At 59.0% G+C, this 13643-nt stretch carries 13 protein-coding genes; all 13 read left to right on the top strand.

The annotated features are described in order from the left end of the window. The first annotated feature begins 178 nt into the window (after nucleotides 1-178). The 13 genes from QZY07_RS22205 (at nucleotide 179) to QZY07_RS22145 (ending at nucleotide 13524) form a co-directional block, all read left to right on the top strand. The gene (locus QZY07_RS22205; protein ID WP_295407602.1) at nucleotides 179-1903 is read left to right on the top strand and encodes a hypothetical protein; all 1725 of its coding nucleotides are present in this window, start codon (nucleotides 179-181) and stop codon (nucleotides 1901-1903) included. Between the two features lie 1004 nt (nucleotides 1904-2907). After that, entirely contained in the window at nucleotides 2908-5865 is a 2958-nt protein-coding gene (locus QZY07_RS22200) for a methyltransferase domain-containing protein (protein WP_295407600.1), read from the top strand. A gap of 51 nt (nucleotides 5866-5916) precedes the next feature. Then, nucleotides 5917-6927 (top strand): UDP-N-acetylglucosamine 4,6-dehydratase (inverting), encoded by a 1011-nt coding sequence (pseB, locus tag QZY07_RS22195; RefSeq protein ID WP_295407597.1) that lies wholly within the window; start codon nucleotides 5917-5919, stop codon nucleotides 6925-6927. 3 nt (nucleotides 6928-6930) lie between these two features. Beyond that, nucleotides 6931-8070, top strand: coding sequence for a UDP-4-amino-4,6-dideoxy-N-acetyl-beta-L-altrosamine transaminase (pseC, locus tag QZY07_RS22190; protein WP_295407592.1), 1140 nt, complete (start codon nucleotides 6931-6933; stop codon nucleotides 8068-8070). Nucleotide 8071: 1 nt separating this feature from the next. Beyond that, nucleotides 8072-8266, top strand: a complete 195-nt coding sequence (locus QZY07_RS22185) for a DUF4160 domain-containing protein (RefSeq protein WP_295407588.1) — start codon at nucleotides 8072-8074, stop codon at nucleotides 8264-8266. Nucleotides 8267-8330: 64 nt separating this feature from the next. Next, entirely contained in the window at nucleotides 8331-8495 is a 165-nt protein-coding gene (locus QZY07_RS22180) for a hypothetical protein (RefSeq protein WP_295407584.1), read from the top strand. 117 nt (nucleotides 8496-8612) lie between these two features. Beyond that, the gene (pseF, locus tag QZY07_RS22175; protein WP_295407581.1) at nucleotides 8613-9323 is read left to right on the top strand and encodes a pseudaminic acid cytidylyltransferase; all 711 of its coding nucleotides are present in this window, start codon (nucleotides 8613-8615) and stop codon (nucleotides 9321-9323) included. Further along, complete coding sequence (locus tag QZY07_RS22170) at nucleotides 9320-9724, top strand: hypothetical protein (protein WP_295407579.1); 405 nt, start codon at nucleotides 9320-9322, stop codon at nucleotides 9722-9724. Before pseF ends, QZY07_RS22170 begins: the two co-directional genes overlap by 4 nt. 143 nt (nucleotides 9725-9867) lie before the next feature. Next, nucleotides 9868-10887: an Rpn family recombination-promoting nuclease/putative transposase gene (locus tag QZY07_RS22165; protein WP_295407575.1), complete on the top strand. Its 1020-nt coding sequence runs from the start codon at nucleotides 9868-9870 to the stop codon at nucleotides 10885-10887. 208 nt (nucleotides 10888-11095) lie between these two features. Continuing rightward, entirely contained in the window at nucleotides 11096-11779 is a 684-nt protein-coding gene (locus QZY07_RS22160) for a PIG-L deacetylase family protein (RefSeq protein ID WP_295407572.1), read from the top strand. Beyond that, a complete protein-coding gene (gene pseG / locus QZY07_RS22155; RefSeq protein ID WP_295407568.1) occupies nucleotides 11776-13032 on the top strand; it encodes a UDP-2,4-diacetamido-2,4,6-trideoxy-beta-L-altropyranose hydrolase in 1257 nt (418 codons plus the stop codon). Before QZY07_RS22160 ends, pseG begins: the two co-directional genes overlap by 4 nt. A gap of 2 nt (nucleotides 13033-13034) precedes the next feature. Then, a complete protein-coding gene (locus QZY07_RS22150) occupies nucleotides 13035-13277 on the top strand; it encodes a DUF4160 domain-containing protein (RefSeq protein WP_295407565.1) in 243 nt (80 codons plus the stop codon). Next, nucleotides 13261-13524, top strand: coding sequence for a DUF2442 domain-containing protein (locus QZY07_RS22145; RefSeq protein ID WP_295407563.1), 264 nt, complete (start codon nucleotides 13261-13263; stop codon nucleotides 13522-13524). The genes QZY07_RS22150 and QZY07_RS22145 overlap by 17 nt, the downstream gene beginning before the upstream one ends. Nucleotides 13525-13643 lie beyond the last annotated feature (119 nt).

Genomic DNA, 13643 nt, shown 5'->3' with positions numbered 1-13643 from the left:
CTAGGGAGTTCAATCTGATGCAAAAAGGCGCCAGATGGTTCATGCAGGTTTTTCGTCGCAGGCGTGAGCGGTGACGCTCCTGCTGTCGTCTCGCAGGCTGGTCTCGACAGCCTCGTCGTGCCAGGCCACACTTCGCGACCCGGTGAGCCGACCACTGAATTGAAGAGAGCGAGTGCGGATGGAGTCCTTCAAGAGCCCGGTGGCCCGATTGGCCCGACTGTTCCAGACCTCGCGCGATGCGTGGAAGGCCAAAGCTCTGGACAAGCAGCGGCGTCTGCGCGCGGCGCAGGTCAAGATCCGGGATCTGGAGGCGAGCCGTGCGCAGTGGAAGGAGCGCGCGCTGGCGGCCGAGGCCGAGGCGGCGCGCCGGGACGCCGAGCCCACACCAGGCGCCGAGGCGGACGAACCGGAAGCGACTGCTCAGCGTCTGGCGCGGTTGCCCCCGGCCGGTCATCATCATTCGCTCCTGGTGATGCAACTGACGCTGCAGATGTATCTGAAGGCGGGGCTCGGCAGCCGCGGGGTGCCCCGTGTCCTGCAGCTGCTCGCGCCGTGGTTTGCGGTGGGCGTGCCGGCTTATACCACGGTGCTCAACTGGGTCTACCGCGGTGGGTTGGCGGTGCTCCAGCGCCCGCCGGAGCGGCGCGAGGATTGGATCTACGTGGTCGATCACACCATTGCCTTGGGAACCGCCAAGTGCCTCGTGATCCTGGGGATTCCCGCCAGTCGCCTGGTCGAGACCGGTTATCGTCCCCGTCACCAGGCCATGCAGGTGCTCGCCGTGGAGGTCACGGAGCACAGCACCGGGGCCTGGGTCGCGACGGTGCTGTATGAGGTCGCCCAGCGCACCGGGAGGCCGGTGCAGATCGTTGCCGATCACGGCAGCGACCTGCTCAAGGGGATCACCCTGTTTCAGCAGAACCACGCCCCCGACTGTGTGGAGACCGATGATATCTCTCATCGCATCGCCACGCGGCTCAAGGCCGACTTGACGGCGGACGAGCGCTGGAATGGGTTTCTGGCGCACGCCCGCGCGACGCTGGCGTCTTTTCAGCAGACCGACCTGGCGTTTCTGTTGCCGCCACGTCAACGCACCAAGGCGCGCTTCATGCATTTCGATGCCCAGGTCGAGTGGGCGCAACAGGTGCTCGCGTATGCGGATCGCGGGGATTTCAGCGCCATTCGGCGCCCCTGCGTCCTGAGTGTGGCCGCCTGGGAGCACCTGCGCGGGCGCCTGGGCGCCACCCGCGTCCAGCCCCTGCACGCCCTGATCGGACCTCGGTATCCCGACAAGACGGCGTTGAGCCAGGCCCTGCAAGCGGCGTCCGACCTCACGCTGGACGCTCTCGACGACGCCTTCTGGGACCTCGCCGACACCGGACGCGCACGCTTCCTGGAAGGCTTTGCCTGGGTGAAATCCTACCGTGATGATCTGGTGGTCTACGCTCAGATGATGGAACAGTCCAAGGCGATTCAGACGTTTCTCAAGTCCGAGGGACTGCACGCCGGCGTCTGTGAACCCCTTCGAGCCACCTTGGCGCCGCCTGCCGCGCTCACGCCACGAGCCACCGATTTCACCAACCGGATCCTGGAGCAGGTGGCGCGAGAAGCCGCCAAGATCCCGTCCGGCCAGACCTGGCTGGCCTCCTCCGACATCATTGAATCGGTGTTTGGAAAATACAAAACGTTCACGTCACGCAGCCCGCTCAAGGAGGTCGGGCGGCTCGTGCTGGCGATTCCGGCCTTCCTCACCGACCTGACGACCGGGGTGATTGGCGATGCGATGGCGTCGGTGCGCACCCTGGATGTCGAGCATTGGGTCAAGACGCATCTCGGTGACTCGATGCTCGCCCGGCGACGGCAGGCGTTCAGGGCGTTACTGGCAGACAGAGAAACTGCATGAAAACAATCGACGGCAGGCCCCGGAGATTGAACATCCTAGGTTGGCGCTCGTCTGTGGTGTCGGCGTCGACGCGGTTTAAATATTAAATAAATTAAAAGCTTAAACCGCGCCCCGTCAATCGCGTGTGGTGACCAGCAACGCTGGGGAAATCCGCAAAACTACGTTTTTCACTCTGGGTGCGGTTTAGTGACCGGCGGCGCTGATGCGGTTTAATGCTCAATGAGAAATTGATGAACTCCATGTCCGAAACCTCTGTGACCTGGCTTGACCGATTCGCCGAGTTGCCTTATGCGCAACATCTGCTTCAACGCTGGCAGGTCAACGAATCGGTGGAGCCAGCCTGGACGGAGCATCAGCAAGCCTTGCAGGCGTATTTCGAGTCACGAGAGACGCAACGTGAACTCTCTGATCGTCATGCCCGGCTGTGCGCCTGCCGCGATCGGTTGGAGACGCTGCGGGCACGGGGCGATATCCACCCAGCTAGCACGCTCCTGCTGGGACGAGTGCAGTTCGAGTTGGGCGCGCGGCGGGCGGCATTGGCATGTTTCGAGTCGTTGGTCGAATCCCTGCTGAATCCAGCCAGCGAGTCAATGGCGCTGGATCGTCCGTTTTTGCCCCCGCTCGCGGCCTTTGATGGCATTGCGCCCAAAGACGGCGATCTGGACCAATGGTTGAGCGCGGCCCTGCTGGAGGCCGTGGAACTCAGCGTCGCTGACTCCAGCTACTTCGATCCAGCCGGACACCTGCCACGGTTGTCCCGATTGCACCAGAACCCGCAGCGTTCGCTGGTCATGGAGACCCGTCTGGCACTCTGCGCCATGCGTCTGGGCAAGCGCATCAGCATCAGCGAGAACAGCCGGCTGTTGAGCGGGCTGAATCGGAATCAGGCGGTTTGGCGCGAGTTGGCTAGAACCACCGCGCCGACCCGTCCGGTCAAGGCACCGCCGCCTCTGCGAATCACGACGTCATTAAGCCTGCCGATCACCGAATGTCAGAGCCAGCGATTGCCAACGGATCAGCTATTCCAGGTTGTGTTCAGTGACCGGCAAACCATGGAAGTGGTGCCGCTGAGTCGCTCGGACCAATCCTTGCTGGGTCGCTCTAAGGATCAACGCTGGTTCGTCAAGGTCGAATTGCAGGCCCATCCCTTCAAACGCAACAGTCTGCTCGAAGAGGCCGGGATCATTCGCGAACTCAACCAGCGCGGCTGTGTCAGTTGCCCGGAATTGTACGCTGTCGGTCAAGTTCAGGCCTCGGCGCTGGCCGATCTGTGCCAGTTACCAGCAGACGCCCAGGACATGCTGCCGGCGCTGATTTTGCCCTATTTATCCACGCAGTCCGCCGTGGGTCTGCCTGATTTACTGTTTTCGATACAGGAACAGCGCAAGCTGGGCTGGTTTCATGCCGACCTGAAGCCAGACAACCTCCGATTCAGCCCCGAAACCCAGGTTTGTTCTCTGATCGATTACGATCAGGCCGAGCCCCTGACCCAGCAACAGATGAATCTGCCGCTGGTCGATTTCCTGCGCTGGGCGGATCGTCGTGTGCGTGAAAAATACGCCCGCTTCAAATTTAATGGCTTGTTTCATTACTTTCCTGGCGTCACGATGGAACGCGACATCCTACCCCGACTCGATCAGGGTCGGCTCGATGTGGGGCAGACAATGCTCTTCAGGTCAGCGGAAACCACCCTGAATCCGTCCAAGGTCTATCACACGATCGATCTGCCCGATGTCCTGGCGCATGGCGAACGCACCCTGGATGACCGTCTGCGCCTGATGAACCTGGTGCGCTTTCTTCCGGGCGAACGGGTGCTGGATGTCGGCTGCAACTCGGGGCTGTTGTGTGCCTATCTGACGAGTCGCGGCTGTGTCGTCAAGGGGATCGATCTGGATCCGTATGTCATCCGCGGGGCGCGGATGTTGTCCAATCTCCGGGGCGATGCCATCGATTTTGCCTGTGTCGATCTGGATCAGGCGGATGACCTGGGTCGTTACGACACCGTCATGCTGTTTTCAGTGTTGCATCACACCCAGCAGGTACCCCGCAATGCCCAATTGATCGCGGACGCCTCTAAGCGAATCATCATCGAGTGTAGACTGCATGAACAAGGCGCAAAACCGGTCGATGGGCGCTGGATCGCCACGACAGCCTGGTCGTTTGAGAACCTGAATGACTTGATCGATGGACTTCTCGCGTTGTTCCCCGGTTTCACCTTGTTCCGAAATCACGGTCAAGCCGACCGAGATCGCTACGTACTGGAATTCATCCGGGAAGGCGTGGACTGGTCCGGCGCGACAACTGCCGAGGACAAGCGCCCCGAAACCATTCAGGGCACCGAGCCTTCTCCACAAACGTCCAACATTGAAGATCCATCGACTAAACAGGCTGAAAATGAAGCGCTGGACTATTTCTTGGTCCAGAATACTCGACGCTGGGCGAAAATCCAGCCACGCCGCACTGACCAGTGCATTCTGGTCGAATTATTAGTCGGTCATCCGGGTTACTTCATTGCCAATGCCGTCCTGGCCAAGTATCTACAGCTCATTCATGGCTGCGCGATCAAGGCGATCCTACCGGATCGCAAAAATGCTTATCTTCACGCTCTGGCGGCTTCCTATGGAATCACCGACTATTACTACGAGGAAGACCTCGGTCGTTTCATCACCCATTCCCAACAGGAATCCATGTATCGGACGCTGCAACACTCTGGCAGCGATTTGCGCAAGGCGCTACTCGAAATCAACATCAACGGTATCCGCGTCGGCGATCTGATCTATGACATGTATTTGCGCAATACTGGCAATGTCACGGTTGAAACGCTCGACGATCGATTACTGGAAACCGCGATCAGCGCCATCGGCTATTATCAGCTCTACGATGGGATCTTTTGCGAAAACAATGTCATTGCGACGGCGGTCGGGCATACGGTTTACACGCGGTTTGGCATCCTGGCCCGCGTATCCGTGGCGCATGGCGCGCCAGTGTATGCCAAAAAACCCGCCCCGCTTCTTGTTCGTCAATATAGGAAAATAGAAGAATTTCCAGAACATGAAACGACTTTCGATGCAAGCGAGTTCGCTTATGTCTGGAACACTCGCCGTGAGCAGGCGCTTGCCAAGGGGCGGACACACATGGCCGATCAGCTTAATTCAGAGGCCAGCAGCGCCGGCAAGAACGGCATGGGGCGCTGGTATTCCGAAGCCTATGGAAAAGATCGACAGATTTACACCCGTGAACGTTTCTGCGAAGTGACTGGAATCGATGACGCAAAGCCGATCGTCATCTTATTTTCTCATTGTATGCCGGATGCCCCGCATTGTTTTCCAAGCAGTCTATTTGACGATTATTATCAATGGCTGGTGCAGACTCTCGCGTATGTCGCGAACCGACCGCAGGTTAATTGGATTGTAAAACCGCATCCGGACGATAAATACTATCATTCAAAAATCTCGGCCGAGCAGGTCTATGCGTCCTTTGCGCATCATCCGCATATTGCCCTGGCGCCGTCCGATCTCAACAATCGATCACTTTTTGAATTCGCTCAGGCTATCGTGACAGTGACTGGCACAGCCGGTTTGGAGTTCGCCTCTCAGGGCGTACCTGTCATCCTGGCTGGCAAAGGGCTTTATTCCGGTCATGGTTTCACGCACGAGCCTGAGACTCTGGATGCCTATTACTGCCTGCTGGATCATGTCGAGAGTCTGCCGCGACTGAACACCGATGCGATCGAACGGGTTTATGTCCTGATAGCTACTCAGATTTTTTATGCCAGGGCACGCTGTCTCTACATGCCTGACATGCCACTCACACCTTGGGAGCCATACGATCTGGCCGACGTTTTCCATCAAGTGACGGAGCGCACGAGAGATCATGATTTTGGGGAAGACCCATTCTTTCGGTCCCTTCTGCTACAGGTTGTTATGGACGCCAAGCATCTCTTTAATTATGAGCAAAATTAAAAATCTATAGAGACGAGTGCTTTCGATCAATTCACACGATGAATTCACACGATGAATCAGTCACAGTCCATACTCATTACTGGAGGCACCGGCTCCTTCGGAAAAAAATTCGTGGAGACCGTGCTGAGGGATCATCCCGACATCAAACGTTTGGTGGTTTTTTCCCGCGATGAACTGAAGCAATTTGAGATGGCGCAAGTCTTCGATCCGGAGGTCTATCCGGGATTGCGTTATTTTATTGGCGACGTGCGCGACTATGGGCGAGTGAAGCGCGCGCTTGAGGGAATCGACACCGTTATTCATGCGGCCGCACTCAAACAAGTGCCTGCCGCCGAATATAACCCGTTCGAATTCATCAAAACAAATATCCTGGGTGCCCAGAATATCGTTGACGCTTGCCTCGACACTGGTGTGCGACGTGTCATCGCCCTGTCAACCGACAAGGCCGCCGCACCGATCAATCTGTACGGAGCGACAAAGCTCTGCTCGGACAAACTCTTCACCGCGGCTAATAATGTGCGTGGCTACCGCGACATTCGCTTCTCCGTGGTGCGCTATGGCAATGTCATGGGGAGCCGCGGTTCGGTGATCCCCTTTTTCCTCGAACGCCGCAAGACCGGCGTACTGCCGATTACCGACCCGGAAATGACACGTTTCAATATCAGCCTGCAGGAAGCGGTGGACATGGTTCTCTGGGCACTGGAAAACGCGCAGGGAGGGGAGATTTTTGTGCCGAAGATACCCAGTTATCGCATCGTGGATGTGGCGCGGGCTATCGGTCCCAACTGCGAATATCCCGTCATTGGCATCCGCCCCGGCGAGAAAATCCACGAGGAAATGATCACCGCCAGCGATAGCTTCAATACCGTGGATCTTGGTCGTTACTTCGCCATCCTGCCGATCGCCGCCAAATGCAGCCGGAATCAATACTGCGAGCGCAATAGCTGCGAACCGGTCCCGCCCGGCTATGCCTACAATAGCGGGACCAATCCGGATTTTCTGGGGATCGAGCAGTTACGCGAGCTCATCCGTCTTCATCTCGATCCCGAATTCACCTGTTGACCCATGATTCCATACGGTCGCCAGGACATCACCGAAGCCGACATCGCTGCGGTCACCGAAGTTTTGCGGTCCGATTTTCTGACCCAGGGGCCAGCGGTACCACGCTTCGAGCAGGCCGTCGCGGACTATTGCGGCGCGGCCTATGCCGTGGCCGTCAACAGCGCTACATCCGCGCTGCATCTTGCCTGCCTGGCGCTCGATCTGGGGCCATGCGATTGGTTGTGGACCTCACCGAACACCTTCGTCGCGTCAGCTAACTGCGCCCGTTATTGTGGCGCGCTGGTCGATTTTGTCGATATCGATCCACGCACCTATAATCTCAGCGCGTCTGCTTTAGCAGCCAAACTCGAACAGGCCGAGCGCATCGGCCGACTGCCTAAAGTCGTTTTGCCGGTTCACTTCGCCGGCCAATCCTGCGATATGCGGGCCATCGACGTGCTGGCCAAGCGTTATGGCTTTCGCGTACTGGAAGATGCATCACATGCCATCGGCGGGCGTTACGAGGACATGCCGATTGGCAGTTGCCGCTACAGCGACATCAGCGTTTTCAGTTTTCACCCGGTCAAAATCATCACGACCGGTGAAGGCGGGATGGCCCTGACCAACCATGAGGAACTGACCCGCCGCATGGTCCGTCTGCGTTCCCACGGCATTACCCGCGATCCGGCGGAGATGACACAGACACCGGATGGCCCCTGGGACTATCAGCAGATCGAACTCGGCTTCAACCATCGGATGACTGAGATTCAGGCCGCGCTCGGCTTCAGCCAGTTACAGCGACTTGACGACTATGTACGCCGCCGCCATGTCTTGGCCGATGCCTACGACGACTTGCTGAAAGATCTGCCGCTACAGCGGCCATACCGCAACCCGGATCACGCTTCTGCTCTACACTTATACCCAGTCCAGGTCGAGCAGAATCGCCGCGTCATCTTCGAGTCTCTGCGCCACGCTGGCATCGGCGTCAATGTGCATTATATCCCCGTGCATACGCAGCCATACTATCGGCAACTCGGATTCAAGCTCGGCGACTATCCCGAGGCGGAGGCCTACTCTGCGCGCGCGATCAGTTTGCCGCTCTTTCCTCGGCTGTCTGATGATGAACTGTTGACGGTTGTGACCGCAGTCCGAGAGCAATTCTGAAATGCCCGTTCTCTCGATCTTTTTTGGCATCATCATCCGCATGTGGCATGACGACCATCCGCCGCCGCATATCCATGTGGAATATCAAGGATTCGAGGCGCTGGTAGAGATCCAGACTGGTGAAGTCTCAAAGGGGAAACTGCCGCGGAAAGTCGCGGCCATCGTCAGCGATTGGTGTCACGTTCAGCGGCAGTAACTGCATGACAATTGGTGGCGTACCCAGCGATTCGAGCCACTGTAGCGCATTTAAGGAGCAGACCGTGATTAAACTACTTGAAGCCTATTACCTTGGCGAAAAGAAGATTGATCTGCTGTTCTCGGACGGTAGCCGGGGTGTTTTCGATGTGCAGGCGTATTGTGCGATGAGGGATGGCCGCTGCTCGATCCGCTCATCCGATCGGAAGCCTATGTTAAGCGTTTTTTGATTGATGCTGGTGCATTGGTGTGGCCGAATGGTTTAGAAATCTCGCCTGCTCGTTTATACGAGATTAGTCTCAAAGAGATCGCGGCATAGCCATTTGTCGCATGTATGGATGACCACCATGAACCTTGCCATCATTCCCGCCCGCGGCGGTAGCAAGCGCATCCCACGCAAGAATATCCGTGAGTTCCGCGGCAAGCCCATAATCGCGTGGTCGATCGAGGCAGCCCGTGGTAGCGGTTTGTTTGATCATATTATTCTGTCCACGGACGATGACGAGATCGCCGAAATAGGGAAATCACTTGGCGCCGAGGTGCCGTTCCGGCGCCCCGTCGAACTGGCCAACGATTATGCGGGCACCACCGAGGTGATCGCCCACGCAACCCGATGGGCGTTGGACGAAGGCTGGACACTGGATGCGGTGTGCTGCCTCTATGCTACTGCGCCGTTCGTGCGACCTGCCGACCTGCGCGCTGGGCTGGACTTGCTTCGCAGCGGTCAGTGGGCTTACTGCTTCACCGCCACGGAATTTGCCTCGCCGATCTTTCGTTCCTTTCGCCAGCTAGACAACGGTGCGCTGGAGATGTTCTTTCCCGAGCATTTCACAACCCGTTCGCAAGATTTACCCGTCGCATTGCACGATGCCGGGCAGTTCTACTGGGGGAGGGCCGATGCATGGATTGCCCATATGCGGATCTTTGATCGCGAAAGCATTCCCTTACTGATTCCCCGTTGGCGCGTCCAGGACATCGACACCGAAGACGACTGGATCCGCGCCGAACTGATCTGGAAAGCACTTTTTGAAAACGGACTGTGCGCAGATGGGCTATGACAGAGAAAACGATCAATTACTTTCGCCGTGATCAGCTAGACGGCATCACCGCTCCCGATCTTTCCAAAGACTGCTCTTATGCGGAACACATCGTGCGTGCACGGGGTAAGCGTACGCAACTGACGAGCGTTTCACTTGATCAAATGAAAATCAATGATTTCGGACCAGCCTTGTACCGTGCCTTGAAGTCGGAAATCGACCGGGACGGACATGTGCTCGTTGAGCATGCGGATCTCATGCGGAAACTACGGAAAGCGGCCGCATCAAGCGGCAAAGAGGAACGCTCCCGTGCTCTTCAGGCAAAACGGTATGCCAAACGCCGATTGGAATGCTTGGTGGACTGGCGTTTTGGGATTGTTCGAATTGATCGTAAGGATCTGATCACTTGGGCATTTCATTAAGTCCAGAAATATTCAATCCTCACCATATTGGCATACCGCGAGTTCCGCTCAAGATATTCTTCAAGTCAGGACGGGGCATGCGCCCCGTCCGGAACGTTTTGAGCGTTGGGGCTTGGCTGATGGGTCGGAAACGCGAGGCATGTATGCATCAACCACACGATAGCGGCTACAAACGCCTCTTCTCGCATCCGGAAATGGTGCGCGATCTGCTGACGGGTTTCGTCGACGAGCCCTGGGTCCAGGACGTCGATTTCGAGGGCCTGGAACGCTACCCCGGCGAATTCGTCGACGACCGCCTGCAGGGACGGCGCAACGACCTCATCTGGCGCCTGCCCTGGGGCACGGACTGGCTCTATGTCTATCTGCTGCTGGAGTTCCAATCCGGTGTGCATCCCTTCATGGCCGCGCGCCTCTCGACCTATGTCGATCTGCTCTACCAGGATTTGATCCGCGCCCGCCAATTCGCGCGCCGCCGCCCGGAAGGCGCCACGCGCGCCGCACCGCGCGCGCCGCGCCGGCTTCCGCCGGTCGTCCCGCTCGTGCTCTACAATGGCCGCCGTCCCTGGACCGCGCCGCGCGATCTGGCCGATCTCATCGAACCTGGTCCGCCGACGCTGGAGGCGTGCCGTCCGCGCCTGCGCTATCTTCTGGTCGACGCAAGCGCCTATGACGAGACCGTCCTGGCCGCGCGGCACAATCTGGTGGCCGCGCTGTTCCGGCTGGAGAACAGTCGCGACCCGGAACGCGTGTGCGCGGTGATCATAGCGCTTGCCGAATGGATGAGCGATCCCGAGCAGCGCGAGCTGCGCCATTCCTTCGTGGTCTGGCTCCGCGAGGCCTTTCTGGCGACCCGCCTGCCCGGGGTCGCGCTTCCCGAACTCACTGATTTGGAGGAGATCCGCACCATGTTGAGCGAACGTGTCCTTTCCTGGACCGAACAATGGAAACAGGATGGTTGGAAGCAAGGCCTGGAGCAGGGATTGATCTCGGAACGGCGCCTGCTGTTGCGACAGATCCAGCGCCGTTTCGGTGCGGCGGTGGCCGAGCGCAGTGCCCGCGTCTTGGTGTCCATCCATGACCCGGCCGTGTTGGAGGATCTCGGCGAGGCGGTGCTCGACTGCCCTGACGCGGCCGGTTGGGAGGCGCGGCTGGCGGGGCGATGATGGCGTTCGGATGAGTGTCCCGCGCGGTTCTTCGGGCGGTTGAGTGTGGCTGATCGGTCGGCGAAACGCGCGGGACGGGGTGGATACCCCGTCCCGCCTCAAAGATTTGATCATCAGCCATGCAAAGAGCGAAAACGGCTTCTTTCCTCCGCAGGCACCATTGGAAGAGGCGGAAGAGTTATCCATTTTTTAGCACAGGGGTTTTGCGTTGGCCGAACGGATCCTCATTCTCGCCGCCCACTCCGATGACGAAGCCCTTGGCTGCGGGGGTACCATTGCTCGATTTTCCGGCGAAGGCGCAGAGGTGCATATTGCCTTTCTCGCCGATGGCATCGGTGCGCGTGCGCCCGATGTTGTCCCGGATCCCATGGCGTTGCAGGAGCGCCGTGCGGCAGCCGAAGCTGCGGCTTACATCCTCGGTGCTGCTTCGGTCAGCTTCGACGACCTGCCCGATAACCGCTTGGACTGCATCCCGCTTTTGGAGATCACGCAGCGCATTGAGGCGCTTATCGCCCGGTATCGCCCAGCGACGGTTTTCACTCATCATGCTGGGGATCTCAATATCGACCATCGCCGCGTCCATCAGGCCGTCGTCACCGCCTGCCGGCCCCAGCGCGGGCATCCGGTACGCACACTGCTCTGCTTCGAAGTGCCGTCGAGCACCGAGTGGCAACCGCCGGGTTCGGGCACGGCCTTTCTGCCTAACTGGTTCATCGATATCGGTTCAACCCTGGATAAAAAGCTTGCCGCGCTCGATGCCTACGCCGCTGAACTGCGCGATTGGCCGCACCCGCGTTCGCGCCAAGGCGTCGAGCACCTGGCGCGCTGGCGCGGCGCCTGCGTCGGTTACGAAGCGGCCGAGGCGTTCATACTGGCGCGCTGTCTACGATGAAGATCGCCATCCGCGTCGATGCCTCCCATCGTATCGGTTTCGGCCATTTGATCCGCTGCCGGACCTTGGCGACGGCCTTGCGCGATCAGGGCGCCGAGGTGCGCTTCGTCTGCCGCGCCCATCCAGGACATGGCATTGCGGTGCTGAAAGCGGATGCCTTCGCGGTCGCGGCCTTACCTGAACCAGCCGCCGCCGGGGTTGGGATCGCCGACGCCGACTATGCCGGTTGGCGTGGTGTCAGTCAGCCCCAGGATGCGTTCGAGACCCTGGCCGTTCTGGGCAACTGGTGGCCAGACTGGCTTATCGTCGATCACTATGGGCTCGATCGCGACTGGGAGCAGGCATTGCGTCCCTACGTCAGCCAGATCCTGGTCATCGACGACCTGGCCAACCGCCAGCACGACTGCGACTTGCTGCTGGATCAGAACTATCATGCCAAGAACGCCGAGAATTGCTATGACGGCCTGCTGCCAGCGCATGCATCGACTCTGCTCGGTCCGCGTCACGCGTTGTTGAGGCCCGAATATGCCTGGTATCGGCGCGGGTGTTGTGTCCCAATCCGCAGGATGGGTGTAGGGGCGAATTCATTCGCCCCGAACCCCATGATTGAAGACCGGGCGAATGAATTCGCCCCTACTGAATCTTGTCGATTAGGGCGCCACCGGCGTGGGTTGCGCCCGCGAGATGGTTTAGTGCGACGCGTTCTGGTGTTTTTCGGTGGCACCGATCCCGACAACATGACGGGGCGCGCGCTGTCCGCGCTCGATCATCCAGCGCTGGCGCATCTGGAATTGGATCTAGTGGTTGGCGCCAACAACCCGCATCATGACGTGCTGGCCGAACAGGCGTTACACCGCCCCGGCACCCTGCTTCATGGCCCACGGCCACACCTGGCGGATTTGATGAGCGAGGCCGATTTGGCGATCGGTGCGGGTGGTACCACGACTTGGGAGCGGTGCTGTCTCGGCCTGCCCAGTCTGGTGGTCAGCATCGCCGACAATCAGCGTCCTGCCTGTACCGCCCTGGCCGCCGATGGCGTCATCCAGTATCTCGGCCATGGTGATCAGGTGACGGTGGCAGCCCTGCGCGACGCGATCCTCCGAATCGTGTCCGACGCGGATCGACTCAGGGCATTCACCAGAAACGGCGAAGCGCTGGTGGATGGGGAAGGCGCGGTGCGTGTTGTGGACATGCTGCTGCGCCGCAATGGGACCGCTGAGCCAAGGCGTCACGGTTCTGAAAGGGGTTCTTGAGTATGCCCGTCGTCTTGCGTCTAAAGGGTTTTCGGTTCTTTTTCTACGCCAACGAAGGCGATCCGCGCGAACCGGCGCATATCCATGTCCGCCAGGCCGGAGCGGAAGCCAAATTTTGGCTGACTCCTTGCATGCAGCTTGCACGAAATGATGGTTTTGATGCACCAACCTTGCGGAAGCTGGAAAAACTCGTATCGTTTCATCAAGAACGCTTGCAGAGGGCTTGGAATGAATATTTCACCTAAGCGCGCCTGGTCCGACCGTGACAACCTTTGGCTCGAGTTGAGCGACGGTCGAACACTTGGTGTGCCGCTCGTGTGGTTCCCGCGCTTGCTGAAAGCAACCGATGAGCAGCGCGCATCCTACGAACTCAGCCCAAGGGGCATCCATTGGGATGCCTTGGATGAAGATATTTCCATCGAGGGTTTGCTCGAGGGACGCGGCGATTACACGCGCCAACACAGAGGTGGCCTAGGAGCCTGTCCGGCTTAGCACCCGCATCGCGAGTACAATCGTGTGTCTCACCCCGAAGCCCAGCGGAGCCTCCATGGCTGTCGAGTTCATCCCCATCGACCGAGACACCCCACTGCTGTTGCCGCCGTGCATCCAGG

This window comes from uncultured Thiocystis sp. (assembly GCF_903866365.1).
In the GTDB taxonomy this organism is placed as follows: Bacteria; Pseudomonadota; Gammaproteobacteria; order Chromatiales; family Chromatiaceae; genus Chromatium.
The sequence above is the reverse complement of the archived record's forward strand: the minus strand, read 5'-3'. Positions and strand labels throughout refer to the sequence as shown.

Bases quoted from the DNA above. Each gene is read 5' to 3' on its own strand.
- QZY07_RS22150 (WP_295407565.1), top strand. From the start codon at position 13,035: ATGCCCGTCGTCTTGCGTCTAAAGGGTTTTCGGTTCTTTTTCTACGCC.
- pseG (WP_295407568.1), top strand. From the start codon at position 11,776: ATGAAGATCGCCATCCGCGTCGATGCCTCCCATCGTATCGGTTTCGGC.
- QZY07_RS22170 (WP_295407579.1), top strand. From the start codon at position 9,320: ATGACAGAGAAAACGATCAATTACTTTCGCCGTGATCAGCTAGACGGC.
- QZY07_RS22165 (WP_295407575.1), top strand. From the start codon at position 9,868: ATGCATCAACCACACGATAGCGGCTACAAACGCCTCTTCTCGCATCCG.
- QZY07_RS22185 (WP_295407588.1), top strand. From the start codon at position 8,072: ATGCCCGTTCTCTCGATCTTTTTTGGCATCATCATCCGCATGTGGCAT.
- pseC (WP_295407592.1), top strand. From the start codon at position 6,931: ATGATTCCATACGGTCGCCAGGACATCACCGAAGCCGACATCGCTGCG.
- QZY07_RS22205 (WP_295407602.1), top strand. From the start codon at position 179: ATGGAGTCCTTCAAGAGCCCGGTGGCCCGATTGGCCCGACTGTTCCAG.
- pseF (WP_295407581.1), top strand. From the start codon at position 8,613: ATGAACCTTGCCATCATTCCCGCCCGCGGCGGTAGCAAGCGCATCCCA.
- pseB (WP_295407597.1), top strand. From the start codon at position 5,917: ATGAATCAGTCACAGTCCATACTCATTACTGGAGGCACCGGCTCCTTC.
- QZY07_RS22145 (WP_295407563.1), top strand. From the start codon at position 13,261: ATGAATATTTCACCTAAGCGCGCCTGGTCCGACCGTGACAACCTTTGG.